This window comes from Nostoc sp. LEGE 06077 (assembly GCF_015207705.1).
GTDB lineage: Bacteria > Cyanobacteriota > Cyanobacteriia > Cyanobacteriales > Nostocaceae > Nostoc_B.
In genome coordinates this window covers 42,439-57,909 of sequence record NZ_JADEWI010000047.1, presented here as the reverse complement: position 1 = coordinate 57,909, position 15,471 = coordinate 42,439, and the positions used below count along the sequence as shown (strand labels likewise).

Here is a 15,471-nt window from a genome sequence, read left to right as displayed (position 1 = left end):
AGTTTTATCTTGCTCTCTAGTCAGAAATACCCTTAAACGGCTACCCATATTGCTGTTACCTTTGTAGACGCATTGTACGTATTTACTTATCTTTACATAGTTTGGTTTTTTCGCCTCGTTCTACTTAATATTAGTGATGAGAAATGATTATTATGTGAAACAAGAAATAGGAGTGATAAATATTACCACTCCTAAATCCTGAATAGAGAAGACATTTTTTCACTGAATATTACTTGCCATTGCCGTTATTACCATTGCCATTACTGTTAGTCAAAATGCGTTCGGCAAGTTTTTCTGGTACTTCTTGGAGATGGTCATAATTCCAGTGGAAGGAACCAACGCCTAAAGTGAGCGATCGCAACTCAACAATAAAGTTTTGCATCTCTGCTTGGGGCAAATATGCAGAAATATTATCCCAGCCTTGCCAATCTTGTCTACCTTCATAACCGAGAATTTGTCCCCGTCTCCCACTCAACAGTTGCAGTACTTTCGCGGTAAATTCACTGGGGGTTGTGACTAGCACGCGCAAAATTGGTTCTAGTAAGGTGGGTTGCGCTTGGGGAATACCAGTTTGCATTGCTAAACGCGCTGCTTGTTTAAAGGCTTGTTCGGAACTATCAACGTTGTGATAAGAACCGTTAGTGAGTGTCACCGCGACATCGACGATGGGGAAGCCTAAAGGCCCATGTGCCAAAAATTCCCGCACGCCTATTTCTACCCCAGGAATGTACTGTCTGGGAACTACACCACCGACAATGGTTTCTTTAAAGTTGAAGCCTTCACCCCGTGGTAGAGGTTTGATATCGAGGAAAACATCACCAAACTGTCCATGTCCACCGCTTTGGTGTTTGTAACGCCCATGTACTGAAGTCACAGGTTTACGAATTGTTTCTTTATAAGGTACTTGCGGTAGATGAGTAGTCATCGGTAAGTTATATTTGCGGCGCAGTCTGTCTAAGGCGACTTGCAAATGAATCTCACCTTGTCCCCAGAGGATAACTTCGTGGGTGTCACCATGTTGTTCCCAAGCCAAAGAGGGGTCTTCTTCTAATAGTTTAGCGATCGCACTGCTGAGTTTCACTTCATCATTGCGCTTTTCGGGAGTAATTGCCAAAGCATATACGGGTTCCAACTTTTCGGCTTGCGAGAATTCCTTAACTGGCTGTGTAGAGAGTGTATCCCCTGTTTTGATGTTTTCCATCCGGCTGAGGGCGACAATTTCTCCAGCCACAGCTTCATTTACAGATTGCTGTTGTTGTCCCATCAGGCGATAAAGTCCACCCGCACGCACACCGTTGAGAACAATCCCATCTGTTAATTTACCTTGCCAAACTCGCACCAGAGAAAGTTTACCGCCTTGGGGGGTGTAGTAAGTTTTTAATACCTGTGCTAAAGGTGCTTTGCTGGTGATGTTTTTTAAACGCCGTTCGGCTGTGGTTTCTGGTTCTGGTGCTTCCCTTAACAGTGCATCTAATAACGGTCTTACGCCATAATCTTGTTCTGCAACCCCAAAGAAGACGGGTACTACTAAATCCGCCCCTAATTCCATTTTTAAATCTTTGAGGATTTCTTCTTGGGGTGGTTCAATATCTTCTAATAATTCTTCGAGTAAGTGGTCATCAAAATTTGCTAAAGCTTCGAGCATTTCGGCTCTTGCAGTATATTCTTCTGCTTTTAAATGTTCGGGGAAAGGTATTTGATCAGCTGGTGCGCCGGAATGATATTGATAAGCTTGTTCGCTCACCATATCAATAAAACCGGTTAACTCTTCCCCTTGCATAATGGGGTATTGGTGCGCGACTAAAGGACGACTAGAAACAGCTTTTAAGGCGTGTAATGTTTCTAAAACATGGATATTTGCCCGATCCATTTTGTTCACAAAGACAAGATGGGGAATTTCCCAATCGTCTAAGAATTTAAATAGAGGAGCAAGGGTATGGACGCGTTCTCTTATGGGTTCGCAAACTACAATTGCCGCATCAACTCCCATTAAAGCATTGTATGTTTCTTGGGCAAATTCGACGCTTCCGGGACAGTCAATAAAGGTAAAACGAATCCCGTTATAGTCGGTGCTGGCGGCGCTAACTTCTACAGTCATTTGGCGATCGCGCGATTCTGCTGCACTATCTCCGATTGTGTTACCATCCTTAACGCTGCCTTTGCGAGAAATTGCGCCAGTAACAAACAATAAACTTTCAAGTAAGGTAGTTTTTCCACTTAAATAAGGGCCGACAATTGCAACATTCCGCGAACCCGATGTTACTTTTTCGTTCATACAACCTCCCTTGCGGTAAGTTATCCTTACCTGCACTACCTGTATTTTTCAGGGATAAATAATCTTCTCTCAACAGAGAATGATCCCTGCTTTAACTTGTAATTATCCTCTCTTTAATCAGATGGTAAAAAAATTGTAGTTAGTCGTAAGATTTGGCTTAAGAAATATTAAGCTATCAGAACTTTAATGGACAATTTAAAATATTTGTTAAAACTTTCAGCATTATCCAATTATTAGCTTAATCTAACTTAAAATTTGCCGTAAAAATGCCATTATCATTCTTTAAATATCCCATAATTGGGTTAATAAATCTCAGTTTATTGGGTGGGAGTATTTTGTTACTCACTCCCAAAGGTTTTAGTGCTGAACCTGCTTGGCTGCTAACACAATCAATTAATCAAGCCGCTGTAGACTGGTTAAATCAAGGATTACAGTCAATTCAAGCGGGAAGAGTTCAAGATGCGATCGCCTCTTTTCAAAAAGCGATTCAGATAGACCCAAAACTAGCACCAGCACACTATAATTTAGGATTAGCTTACAGACAAATAGGGCAATTAAAGCCAGCTGCCGACTCATTTTATCGAGCCACCCAAGCCGATCCCCAATTTGCGCCAGCTTTCGCCAATTTAGGGGGAGCCTTATTAGAAGGTAATAATGTCCAACAGGCGAATGATTATTTACAACGGGCGATAGAATTAGATCCCAAACTTGGCTTTGCCCACTATAACTTGGGCTTAGTACAGCAACAGCAACAAAATTGGGAAAGAGCGATCGCCTCCTTTAAAAAAGCCGCAGAATATAGCAAGAATGCACCTGAACCTTACTATCATTTGGGTATATGTTATCTACAACAAAGTAAGCTTGATCAAGCAAAAAATGCCTTTCGCCAAGCTATTAAAATTAATCCTAAATATACAGAAGCTCATTATAATTTGGGGACAATTTGGTTTAGCCAAAACAAATTCCAAGAAGCCTTAGCAGCTTTTAGAAAATCTGCCGAAGCTAACTCGAATTATCCCAACGCCTATTATGGTGCAGGGTTGGTTTTTATGCAGCAAAAAAAATACGCCGAAGCTGCACAAGTCTTACAATATGCCAGAGATTTATATCATGCCCAAAATAATGTTCAGTGGGTACAAAATACCGAAAAATTGTTGCAACAAGTACAAAATTTAAATTACCAACCACGCTGAGGCGCAAATTTTAACATTAGGTCAAAATATAAGTAATGGGTAGACTAGCTGGTGTGGTGTGAAATTGACCTAATGGGAACATACCAATGCAAAAGCGCTTCAAGAGTCGATTTTTATTTTGCGATCGCTGGCTGGATCGACATTCAATTGCTCGTAACATGGAAGCTTTTCAAGACTTACTTGTGATTGTCTTGTGCTTAACTTTATTTGCAGTCATGATTATGCAAATATTGGGCATATTTGTTGCCCTAACACAAACATTAGACTATAAACACGTCACTGCCAAAATACTCTTTGTCTTGATTTTAGTTGAGTTATTTCGACTATTAATGATTTACTTGCAGGAACATAGTATTTCTGTGGGTGTAGCAGTTGAAGTCACAATTGTTTCAGTTCTCCGAGAAGTAGTTGTTCACGGAGCCTTAGAAATTTCTTGGATTCAAACGGCTGCAATTTGCGGCTTATTATTTGTCTTGGGAAGTCTATTGCTTGTATGTGCCAAAACACCACATATGGATTGTATGAGTGCTAATACCAAATTCTGTCCTATTGTCTATCAAGGAGGTAGAGAAAAACAAGACGAACTAGAATTCCGGTATTCACATAAGTGTGATAAAAATCAACCCCTGACATAAATTACCCAATAGGTGATAACTCTGTGGTTATAAAAACTCAACTTTTGTTGAAGGCTGCGTTAGCAGCCTTTGTGCTTTTTTCTACGCTTTTAGGGAGATGAACTGCACTTGTAGGGTAAGTAGAAATGAGATAGAAACCTACATGAGGATAAATATATGACTACAGGTAACGGACAATCTCAAGAACCTATCAGTAACCTAGAGTACGATTTTGTCACAGTACTGCACAATAAAGCTGAAGCAGTCAAAGCTTATGACACCTACATCCAAGATGCACAACAAGCAAACTCTCAGCCTTGCGTAGAATTATTCCAAAAACTGCGCCAGTCTGATATAGAACACGCACAAGAAATTCGCCAGCATCTGCAACAAGTGTTGCAACACGGCAAGATGTAAAGCTAAAAATTGAAATAAAGTAAGCAGCTGATAGCATCAGACAGACTAATTATCAGCTGCTTGCTGCACTTGCTCTACTGTTAACTCTAAAGCTTGTGCTACTTGTTCTACACTCAAACCCAAAGCCAACAACCGAGGTACAGTTTCTAGCTTCACTTCCCTCCGGCCTTCTTGGCGACCTTCTTGACGACCTTCTTCTAAGCCGTCCTGCTTGATAGACTGATACATTCTAGTCTTTTTAAATTCGTCATCTATACCTAACATTGCTGCCAACTCCTCCCGGCTTAACTGAGTTAACTTGTACAACAGGATAGTTTCTATCAATTCTACAATTTGTTTTTTGGTCGTTTCATCTGTCAGTTGCTCTCTTGCTTGTAAAATTAAGTCTCTACCTTGGTTAACTGCTGTTTCTTCACTGGCAATAATCAATTGCACAATAGACATTTGCAGTGAATTTTCTGCTACTGCACCCAATTCATCTAAATAGATGCGTTGTACTTGGGAACTATCCAGCAGCAAACGATAAGGCTGTTGATCATTTGGATCTAAACTGCCTTGAGGATAAATAACAACAGCACGCCAAAAATTGACAGATGGATTTTGCCGCAGGTAAAGAAATATCTCAGCAAAAAAACGCCTATAAAAATTTGCATCCAGTTGAAACTGGACTTCGACAAAGTATAAAGGTTGTTCTATACTTTCATTGTTGGGGATGAATACTCCATCAATACGAAAGGCAGTATCTTTAATTTCAACAGAAACAAATTTATAAATACTAGCATTGACATTTGTTTTGCCAATGATAGCAAAAAATATGCTAGGGAAAGATTGAAATAAGTTATAGAATATTTTGTCAGTTTGCACCTGGATTATGGAAATTAGATATTAGAAGTTAATCAAAATTTTAATATAGATTAATTAAATTTTTAATCCAATATTTTATAAGCTCTGCAAAGCTAATAACCCAGCACCATAAGCAGGTTCATACCTTGGGAAAATTACCTTTACCTGCGGAAACTGATTAACTGTAGCTGTTGTAAATCTCTCATGTATTTGAGATTTACCCCGCCACACACTACCTGTTATGACTATTTCACAACTTGAATTAGAACTAAAAAGTGCATCAATAACTGTAGATGTGGCTATTACAAACTCTTCAACAGCATCGTCAATTACATTATTAGCTAATTCATCACCAGAAGATGCTGCTAAATCTACAATTGGCGCTAAAGATGCTATTTCTTTAACTCCCCATCCTCTCCGATATATTACTTCGATTAATTCTTCTATATTCTGCAAACCAAGATGCTGTTTAAAATCTTCTACTAAACTCGTTTGCATTTCCCTCCCATCATAGGATTTTAGTGCTGCTTGCATACCAGTAACAGCGATTTTATAGGCGCTTCCTTCATCACCTAAAATGTACCCCCAACCGCCGACTCGTTTAGTTTTCCCTTGTTGATTTCGACCAAAAATTATGGAACCAGTACCCGCAGCCACGACAATTCCCACATCATGACCAACTCCGCCAACTAAAGCAATCAAAGCATCATGACAAATGATAATATTAGCTGGCTGTAAATCCCAAGTAATTGGCAAGAATTGACTCTTTTGTAATTCCTGCACCATACTTCTAACTACTTCAATATCTCCCGAACGTCCAACGCCTGCTAAACCTAAGCAGATGGCTGAAATTTTGATTGTATTTGTTAACTTTAATGCTTCAATAGCAAAGTGAATTGCTTTGGCTGCTGCTGCAATACCGATACTTTGATAATTTGATGCGCCTGCTTCGCCACGTCCCAGCACTTGACGACTATCATCCATCAAAATACATACAGTTTTGCTCCCACCACCATCTATTCCTAAAACATAACTCATAGCTTCTTAATGTGCAGGAGATTTTTTCTGTGCTTCTGCTTTTAAAGGAAGGAAAAATAAAACAATCATTCCGGGAATAGTTAGTAAACAAACTAAGCTAAAAAACAATGGATATCCTAATAATGGTTGTAAATAGCCGCTGACGATTCCGGGTAGCATCATTCCTAAAGCCATAATGCCAGTAGATATAGCAAAATGCGAGGTTTTATATTCGCCTTGAGAAATATACATTAAGTAAACACTAAAAGCTGTAAACCCAAAACCATAACCAAATTGCTCTAATGAAACTAGCGGATAAACTAAGTTCAACGAAGGTTGATGATAAGCCATATATACATAAAATAAATCTGGCAAGTTCAAGGCTAAAGCCATAGGAAATAAACATCTTTTTAAGCCATATTTAGCAATTACTAGTCCTCCTAATATTCCACCTGCAATCAGTGATATCACACCAAATGTGCCGTATACTAAACCAACATCTGATGTCGATAAACCTAGCCCGCCCACTTCTGGTTTATCTAACAAAAATAAAGAAGCAAACTTGACAAGCATTGCCTCACCAAATCGGTAAAGTAAAATAAATGCTAAGATGACTGGAATTTTTTCTTGGGCAAAATAGGAACTAATAATTGTCCAAAATGGTATCTTATCTGTGTTTTGTAATTGTCTTGGTTTATCTGCATCTGGTAAAGGTAAACTGAAGCGATGAAAAATACAAAGTATGGCTAAAACTACCGCCGAGAAACCAATCGCTAAAGTCCAGCTTAAGGGAATATTGTTGAGATATCCTTCCAGTTGACCAGCTAACACAACTAATAGTCCCGAACCAAAAATCACCGCAAGTCGATAAAATAGCGAGCGAATACCGACAAAAAAGGCTTGCTGTTCGGGGCTTAAAGCTAATAGATAAAAGCCATCTGTAGCGATATCATAAGTAGCGGAAATAAATGCTCCCACTGTTAAGGCTGCGAGAGAGATAAAAAAGAAATTAGGTAATTGTAAGCAAAAGGCAATTAAACCCAAGCAACAGAACATTGCTAGTTGGGTATACAGTATCCAGGTGCGTTTGGTGGAATAAGTATCAACAATTGGCCCCCAGAACATTTTAATGACCCAAGGGAGATAAAGCAGACTTGTCCACACGGCAATTTGGGTGTTGTCTACGCCGAGTTTTTTGTAAAAGATGACGGAGACTGTGTTGATGATAATGTAAGGTACACCGGAGGCGAAATATAAGGTGGGGATGTACAGCCAGGGGGAAGGTGAACGTGACATATTTTAGTTAACGACCCGCAAAGGACGCGAAGGACACAAAGGAAGAGTTAAGAAGAGAGGATTATGCGTTTGATGCCGTCTTTGAGAAGAGTAACGTTGAAGTTGATGAGTAAAGCTAAAGGGTAGTTAGTCATTTTAAGGTAGGAGAGGACTTGAGCTTCGTGAAGAGGCGTTAAGTTTTGTACAGCTTTCAATTCAATAATTAAAGAGTCTCCAACTAAAAAATCTAATTTCCCTTCACCTACTGGACGACCTTTATAGTGTATTTTCACTGGATATTCAAACTTGTGAGGAATTCCACGCATGATAAATTCTTCTCTCAAAGCCTTGTGATACACTTCCTCCAAAAACCCAGCACCTAAAACTTTATGTACCTCAATGGCTGCCCCAATTACTTCGTAAGATAATTTCTCTAACTGCTCATTTAAATGTCTCATCTTATCTTTTCCTCTCTTCCTTTGCGCCCTTCGCGTCCTTTGCGGTTCGTTCCCATCTCAACCCTGTGGCAAAATTTATTAAAGTTCTTCCACAGTTAATTTTCCCAGCATGACCGCAACTATCTCAAATCTCCCCAGTCTCTACGATCCGTTTACCACTGAAGCTAAGTGGCAAAAATTCTGGGAAGAAAACCAAGTTTATAAAGCTGACCCGAATCACGGCGGTGAACCTTATTGTGTGGTGATTCCGCCGCCCAATGTTACTGGCAGTTTGCACATGGGTCACGCCTTTGAAAGTGCGCTGATTGATGTGCTGGTGCGTTATCACCGGATGCAGGGACGTAATACTTTGTGGCTACCGGGAACTGACCACGCGAGTATCGCTGTACATACGATGCTAGAAAGACAACTCAAAAAAGAGGGTAAAACTCGCGCTGAGTTGGGGCGTGAGGAATTTCTTGAACGCGCTTGGCAGTGGAAGGCGGAGTCTGGTGGCACAATTGTGAATCAGTTACGCCGCTTGGGTGTGTCGGTGGACTGGTCGCGGGAACGGTTCACGCTAGATGAGGGCTTATCTAAAGCTGTGGTGGAAGCTTTTGTGAGTCTTTACCAGGAAGGGTTAATTTATCGTGGTGAATATTTGGTGAACTGGTGTCCGGCTACTCAGTCGGCGGTGTCGGATGTGGAGGTGGAAAAACAAGAGGTTGATGGCAATCTTTGGCATTTTCGCTATCCGCTGACAGATGGCTCTGGTTATGTTGAGGTGGCGACGACTCGGCCAGAAACGATGCTGGGTGATACTGGGGTGGCGGTGAATCCCAATGATGATAGATATAAGCATCTGATTGGTAAAACTTTGACTTTGCCAATTATGCAGCGCGAAATTCCGATTATTGGCGATGAATTGGTTGACCCAACTTTCGGTACTGGTTGTGTGAAGGTCACTCCAGCCCATGATCCCAATGATTTTGAAATGGGTAAGCGTCACAATTTGCCGTTTATTAATATTTTGAATAAGGATGGGACTCTGAATGCCAATGCTGGGGAGTTTCAAGGACAAGACCGCTTTGTGGCGCGAAAGAATGTAGTTTCGCGTCTGGAAACTGATGGGGTTTTAGTCAAAATTGAAGATTATAAGCATACCGTTCCTTATAGCGATCGCGGTAAAGTTCCCATTGAACCTCTCCTGTCTACTCAATGGTTTGTCAAAATTCGCCCAATGGCGGACAACGCTTTAGAATTCCTCGACCAACAAAATTCTCCTGAGTTTGTTCCTCAACGCTGGACGAAGGTTTATCGTGATTGGTTGGTGAGTCTGCGAGATTGGTGTATCTCCCGTCAATTGTGGTGGGGACATCAAATTCCCGCTTGGTACGCTGTGAGTGAAACCAACGGACAAATTACTGATACTACGCCGTTTGTAGTGGCGAAATCTGCTGATGAGGCGTGGGAAAAAGCGAAAGCCCAATTTGGTGAAAATGTTCAGCTACAACAAGACCCAGATGTATTAGATACTTGGTTTTCTTCGGGACTGTGGCCGTTTTCTACTTTGGGCTGGCCAGAACAAACCCCCGATTTAGCTAAGTATTACCCGACGACTACCTTAGTGACAGGTTTTGACATTATCTTTTTCTGGGTAGCCAGAATGACGATGATGGCTGGTCATTTCACCGGGAAAATGCCGTTTCATGATGTTTACATCCACGGGTTAGTGCTGGATGAAAAAGGTCAGAAAATGTCTAAGACTAAAGGTAATGGCATTGACCCATTATTATTAATTGATAAATATGGTACAGATGCCTTACGCTACACCTTAGTGAAGGAAGTTGCTGGTGCTGGTCAAGATATCCGCTTAGAATACGATCGCGACAAGGATGAATCAGCATCCGTGCAAGCTTCTCGCAACTTCGCCAACAAGTTGTGGAATGCGGCGCGGTTCGTAATGATGAATTTGGATGGACAGACCCCTGCACAATTAGGTCAACCTGTTGCTAGTGAACTAAGCGATCGCTGGATTCTGTCTCGCTATCATCAAGTTATTAACCAAACTACCAATTACATTAATAACTACGGTTTAGGGGAAGCAGCCAAGGGAATTTACGAATTTATTTGGGGCGATTTTTGCGACTGGTATATTGAGTTGGTGAAATCCCGCTTACAACCAAGTGCCAATCCCGCATCCCGCCGCGCCGCCCAACAAGTCCTCGCCTACGTACTGGAAGGGATTTTAAAATTACTACATCCCTTTATGCCGCACATCACTGAGGAAATTTGGCAAACCCTCACCCAACAACCCGCAGATTCTCAACAAACTTTGGCTTTACAAGCTTATCCTCAAGCCGATGCCAACTTAATTAATGCTGCATTAGAAGAACAGTTTGAACTATTAATTGGCACTATCCGCACGATTCGTAATTTACGGGCGGAGGCGGATGTGAAGCCAGGGGCGAAAGTGAAGGTGAATTTGCAAACTGATAGCCCCAAAGAACAGCAGATTTTAACGGCGGGACAAGCGTATATCAAAGATTTAGCCAAGGTAGAAACTTTAACTTTTGCTGAAGTACAAAAAAGCCAAACTCTAGCGCCATCAAAACAACAGTGGAGTTGGAAGACAATTGGCTTAGTAATTGCAGGGCTGGTGTTTTTGAGAATAGGTTTAGCTGTGGCGCACACCGTTAATCAAATTCCCCTGGCTGGTACTTTCTTTGAAATTGTTGGTTTAGGTTATAGTATTTGGTTTATTGCCCGCAGTGTATTGTTTGCCAAAGCTAAACCAGTAACTACTTTACAACAACAGCCGCCAGCAGTTTTAGAACCCATACAAGCCTCCGAACAAACCATTGCTGGGGTAATTGGTACAGTTCAAGTCGTCATTCCCTTGACTGGTGTAGTTGACATTGAAACCCTACGTGCCAAATTAGAGAAAAGCATCAGCAAAGTTGAAGCCGAAGCCCAGTCTCTCAGAGGTAGGTTAAGCAATCCTAAGTTTGTCGATAAAGCCCCAACTGAAGTAGTACAAGGAGCAAAAGATGCCTTAGCCGAGGCGGAAAAACAAGCCGAAATTTTGCGCGATCGCCTTCAGACTTTGCGGTAGGTATTGTCTGCATGGTCTAGCATCACAGTAATGGGTAATGGCACTCAGCAATTACCCATTACTCAATGATGATTTTTCACACAAAATCAGTATTTTAATTTTGTTGTTTAATATAAATTTTTGTACTTATTTTTTAATTTTTAATTGTAAGCTGGAGCCAAAAGACGATCATGCTATATCTAGCTCAGGTACATAAAAACGAATTTTTAGACCAGTACCAGTTGCGCTTGTTAGCACGTCAAGAAACTGATCACCTCTGGGCAATTATTCCTGAAGAAGCTTTTATTCTTTTGGGGAAAGGCAAAACTATGAGTGAAGGATTACTGGTTTTAGTTGAACTTTCTGCTATAGGTGAAATCGCCAAGTTAGAAGAAGCTAGTAATTGGGTAATGAGCTTAGTTCAATCTTACCTCACTACAGGCATTACCCCAGAACTGTTACAACAAGAAGCAGAACGTGCTGAACAGTGGAGACAATCTCTAACTTTGCAAAATCAAGACTTGGCTCGTCGTTCTCTAGAATTGGAAGCCCGTCGTGAACAAATTCAAGCGTTAGAAGAAAGTCTCAAACGCGAGAGAAATGGATATCACAAAGATGAGGCTGGCGATAGCTAAAGAATGCACCATCATGACCTGTATGGGGTGATAACCATTAACATCTTGCTGAGGAATTGACATAAAATCACAAACGATTAATAATCCTGGGATACAAGGTGCAGTTTTTAAGCATGATAGCTAGTTACCGCAAACTGTCAACCTTTAATTGCTTACGTATATTAAGTTATTTTTTTAACAAATAACATACGTGTAGCAATCTCAGAAAAATGAAGTAATATGACAGCTAACTTCAGCTTTAATTAGGCACATTAGACTGTTGATCACCTTGTTCCAAGTAAAGTTATTTTTAGTATTATGAACGCCTTCCAACCATCTAGACAGCCGTTACAACCTATACAGCAGCCTCGAACTACACCTCGACCAAAACGGCATCTTCGCCAGCGTTCTCATCAAATAATGGCTCTCGAAACCACAGTTAAGATCGGAGTTAATTTGGCAATTTTAGGAGCAGCTGCATCGGCGCTAACACAACTTTTGCCTTATTATTGGTCACAGCAAGGAAGGTTGCGCGAAGTTCGCACTGAAGTCAAAATTATGGAAGGACGAGTAAGTACTTTACAAGCAGAATTTGTCCGCAATTTTGATCCCCGCCAAACTAAAACGATGACAGAACAGCAAGGATATAGATTTGCGCCAAATCAACGTCCCATTGTGTTGATGAATCAAGACGGCAAAGAAATTGATGTCATAAATTCTTTACCCTAAGCAAAATTTTGCTTGATTTGAGAAATTGCGATGATGGCAATTCTTTCTATGAATATTTGAGTATATAGATGTATACACATCGAAAATATCTAGAATGCTAATAGCTAATTTTTGACAATCAATGCAGTGATCATCTATTAGCCATTAGCAATCCAGGGTCGTTATACTAATTCGTAATTTGTAAGTCTATAACCTGACTTTTCAGACAGCTAATTAAGGGAAAAACCCCAATCAAAAATGAGAATGGTTGTTTTCCCCCAATCCCTACTACTTATTTTTCCGATAGTAGATCATTTAACCAAGTTTCGATTTGTAAGCGCAAACGATAAGCGGAAATATCAACGCTATTATCAAGTGTGGGTAGTTTTGCCATAGCACGACGATAATCGGCGATCGCACAATTCCAGTCACCCCAAAGATGATAAGTCCTACCGCGTTCTGCCCAAATATGCGCTTCTAACTGACCAAACAGCAGTGCAATTTCTAAATTATTAATTGCTTCTTCATATTGTCCCAAGTCGCGGAAGGTAATACCTCGGTTGATCCAAGCTCGCACATAACGAGGATTCAAATCAATGGCTTGGTCATAATCAGCCAAAGCCGCAGCTAATTCTCCACAAGCTGCGTAGTAATTGGCGCGATTATTATAAGCACTGGCTAAATTGGGATTTAAATCTAGGGCTGTGTTGTAATCGCAAAAAGCCTTTTGCTTTTCACCACTCTGAAAATAAATTAACCCACGATTGTTGTAATCAGCAGCGTTGTGGGGATAACGACGAATTAATTCATTCAACAGGGCGATCGCTTGAATATAATCTCCTTGTTTCGCTGATTTCAAAGCACAAGAGCGTAAATAACTTTCTTTGACCGCAGATTGACCGCTACCATTAGTCTCATGTTGGGAAAAACCTAATGTATTATTTACGACGTATTGATAGCAGTTATTTTGCTGATCACCAGAAGTTAGAAATGAGTGACTATTCATATTTACCTGCCTCAGATGCTTGCACTTTGAAATTAATTTAGAGTTTTATCTATGGTGGTAGTTCTGCCCTAATTTTATTTTTAATGTGCTTTTGACTACTTATTTACAAGTATCTCAGCTTCCATAGTAGGTACTACAACCATTAAAATATTTGGTCTTACACCTACAATTCATGCACTAACTTACTAATAGATACTTCACTCGCAAGTAGAATTCCAGAAAAAAATAAAGATAAATCTTGACGGGGATGAGAAATTCTCAATATTCGTTGAGTCCTGACACTGTTTCGGCGATCGCGCAATATTCGTCTAAACCTTAGCAGTGCTTGATTGTCGAAACTATCCCATCGTCTTCAAGACAATAAAACTATTTCGCCACAGCAAATATCCATCTCCGGCTGAACGCAAGTTCGTATACATTAATTGATGGGTGGAAACAATCGGAGAGCAAAATGGTAGAAGCGTCACAACAAAAACGTGTGGTAGTGGTTGGTGGAGGTTGGGCTGGTTTAGGCGCAAGTTACCATTTAGCCAAGCAAGGGTATGATGTGACACTTCTAGAAGCTGGCCCCTATCCTGGTGGGCTGGTAGCAGGTTGGAAAACTCCCGGCGGTAAATCTGTAGAAGCCGGGATTCATGGCTTTTGGTATCCTTACAGAAATATTTTTGCCCTCATCAACGAATTAGACATTAACCCTTTCACCACCTGGACTCGTTCGGCTCAATATTCACCCGCAGGTTTAGAAGTAGAATCACCCATTTTTCAAGAATTACCCCAATTACCTGCACCTTTAGGCACTTTTCTCTACACTCACTTTCAGCGCCTACCACTAATTGACCGTCTCAGCGCCTTGCCTTTACTGTATTCTTTAATTGATTTTGATAACTCCGATGCGGCTTGGCGGCGTTATGATTCCGTCACGGCGCGAGAATTGTTCAAAGATTTTGGTGTATCTGCAAGGCTTTATCGTGATGCCTTTGAGCCGATGTTGTTGGTAGGCTTATTTGCCCCTGGTGAACAATGTTCTGCCGCCGCCACATTAGGAATGCTTTATTATTTTATTTTGGCGCATCAACCTAATTTTGATGTGGTTTGGTGTCGGGGAACTGTAGGCGAAAAAATCTTCCGTCCTTGGGTGGAAAAAATTGAAAAAGCGGGCGGCAAAGTATTAGCCAAGCATCGTGTAACTGACGTAATTGTTGATGATAATAATCGCGCTACTGGTGTGATTTGCGGTGAGCAAGTATTTGAGGCTGATGCCGTAATCTTTGCAGTTGGTATCACTGGGATGAAGAAAATTATTTCTTCCAGTCCTAGTCTACAAAGTCGCAAAGAATTTCAGAATTTAGGTAATTTAGGCGCAATTGATGTTTTGGCAACACGGCTATGGTTTGACCGGAAAATTGATATTCCGCATCCTTCTAATGCTTGCTTTGGCTTTGACACAACTACCGGATGGACATTCTTTGATTTAAATGCGCTGCATGATGAATATCAAGATGAACCGGGAACAGTTATTGAAGCTGATTTTTATCACGCTAATCAATTTCTCAACTTAAGTGATGCAGAAATTATTCCCATAGTTCAGAATTATTTAGCAACTTGTATCCCAGCATTTAAACAGGCGAAAGTAATTGATAGTAGCGTAATTCGCTTGCCAAATGCAGTAACGCACTTTGCACCGGGTAGCTATCAGTATATGTTGCCAGCCAGAACAAGTTTTGCCAATGTATTTATGAGTGGTGATTGGATTATTAATCGTCACGGTTCATGGTCGCAAGAAAAAGCTTATGTGACAGGTTTAGAAGCAGCAAATTTTGTCATATCATATTTGGGAGAAGGTCAGCCTGCTGAGATTTTACCTGTACAAGAGGATGAAGTGCATATCAAAATTGGGCGATCGCTTAACGAAACAGTCCGCCAGATAAGCAAGTCTATCTTGCCTGATTTTTGGTTGCCATAACCCAAAAATGTAACT

General features: G+C 40.7%; 13 protein-coding genes. 7 read left to right on the top strand and 6 right to left on the bottom strand.

Annotated elements, in window-relative coordinates:
• Positions 1-229 precede the first annotated feature (229 nt).
• Positions 230-2,275 (bottom strand): elongation factor G, encoded by a 2,046-nt coding sequence (locus tag IQ244_RS23975; protein ID WP_193898633.1) that lies wholly within the window; start codon positions 2,273-2,275, stop codon positions 230-232.
• Positions 2,276-2,541: 266 nt separating this feature from the next.
• Here IQ244_RS23975 and IQ244_RS23970 point away from each other — a divergent pair, with 266 nt between their 5' ends.
• From IQ244_RS23970 to IQ244_RS23960, 3 genes are all read left to right on the top strand, one after another.
• Positions 2,542-3,468, top strand: coding sequence for a tetratricopeptide repeat protein (locus tag IQ244_RS23970; protein WP_193898631.1), 927 nt, complete (start codon positions 2,542-2,544; stop codon positions 3,466-3,468).
• An 86-nt stretch (positions 3,469-3,554) separates the two neighbouring features.
• On the top strand, positions 3,555-4,103 hold the full coding sequence (locus IQ244_RS23965) for a phosphate-starvation-inducible PsiE family protein (RefSeq protein WP_193898629.1): 549 nt from the start codon (positions 3,555-3,557) through the stop codon (positions 4,101-4,103).
• A gap of 156 nt (positions 4,104-4,259) precedes the next feature.
• Positions 4,260-4,499, top strand: a complete 240-nt coding sequence (locus IQ244_RS23960; protein WP_193898627.1) for a hypothetical protein — start codon at positions 4,260-4,262, stop codon at positions 4,497-4,499.
• A 45-nt stretch (positions 4,500-4,544) separates the two neighbouring features.
• On the opposite strand, the gene IQ244_RS23955 is transcribed toward IQ244_RS23960, so the two are convergent.
• The 4 genes from IQ244_RS23955 to IQ244_RS23940 all read right to left on the bottom strand — a co-directional run bounded on the left by IQ244_RS23955 (position 4,545) and on the right by IQ244_RS23940 (position 8,092).
• A complete protein-coding gene (locus IQ244_RS23955; protein ID WP_193898625.1) occupies positions 4,545-5,363 on the bottom strand; it encodes an Rpn family recombination-promoting nuclease/putative transposase in 819 nt (272 codons plus the stop codon).
• A gap of 75 nt (positions 5,364-5,438) precedes the next feature.
• Complete coding sequence (locus IQ244_RS23950; protein ID WP_193898623.1) at positions 5,439-6,380, bottom strand: N-acetylglucosamine kinase; 942 nt, start codon at positions 6,378-6,380, stop codon at positions 5,439-5,441.
• A 6-nt stretch (positions 6,381-6,386) separates the two neighbouring features.
• Positions 6,387-7,655 (bottom strand): AmpG family muropeptide MFS transporter, encoded by a 1,269-nt coding sequence (locus tag IQ244_RS23945; protein ID WP_193898621.1) that lies wholly within the window; start codon positions 7,653-7,655, stop codon positions 6,387-6,389.
• A gap of 47 nt (positions 7,656-7,702) precedes the next feature.
• On the bottom strand, positions 7,703-8,092 hold the full coding sequence (locus tag IQ244_RS23940) for a GxxExxY protein (RefSeq protein WP_193898619.1): 390 nt from the start codon (positions 8,090-8,092) through the stop codon (positions 7,703-7,705).
• Between the two features lie 109 nt (positions 8,093-8,201).
• Between IQ244_RS23940 and IQ244_RS23935 the strand changes: the two genes are divergently transcribed.
• The 3 genes from IQ244_RS23935 (at position 8,202) to IQ244_RS23925 (ending at position 12,508) form a co-directional block, all read left to right on the top strand.
• On the top strand, positions 8,202-11,186 hold the full coding sequence (locus tag IQ244_RS23935) for a valine--tRNA ligase (protein ID WP_193898617.1): 2,985 nt from the start codon (positions 8,202-8,204) through the stop codon (positions 11,184-11,186).
• A 170-nt stretch (positions 11,187-11,356) separates the two neighbouring features.
• On the top strand, positions 11,357-11,800 hold the full coding sequence (locus tag IQ244_RS23930) for a hypothetical protein (RefSeq protein WP_193898616.1): 444 nt from the start codon (positions 11,357-11,359) through the stop codon (positions 11,798-11,800).
• A gap of 297 nt (positions 11,801-12,097) precedes the next feature.
• Positions 12,098-12,508 carry a hypothetical protein gene (locus IQ244_RS23925; protein ID WP_193898614.1) on the top strand — a complete coding sequence of 137 codons (411 nt, stop codon included), beginning with the start codon at positions 12,098-12,100 and terminating at the stop codon, positions 12,506-12,508.
• A 271-nt stretch (positions 12,509-12,779) separates the two neighbouring features.
• Here IQ244_RS23925 and IQ244_RS23920 read toward each other — a convergent pair whose 3' ends face one another.
• Positions 12,780-13,493: a tetratricopeptide repeat protein gene (locus tag IQ244_RS23920; protein WP_193898612.1), complete on the bottom strand. Its 714-nt coding sequence runs from the start codon at positions 13,491-13,493 to the stop codon at positions 12,780-12,782.
• Between the two features lie 451 nt (positions 13,494-13,944).
• Between IQ244_RS23920 and IQ244_RS23915 the strand changes: the two genes are divergently transcribed.
• On the top strand, positions 13,945-15,456 hold the full coding sequence (locus IQ244_RS23915) for a hydroxysqualene dehydroxylase (protein ID WP_193898610.1): 1,512 nt from the start codon (positions 13,945-13,947) through the stop codon (positions 15,454-15,456).
• Positions 15,457-15,471 lie beyond the last annotated feature (15 nt).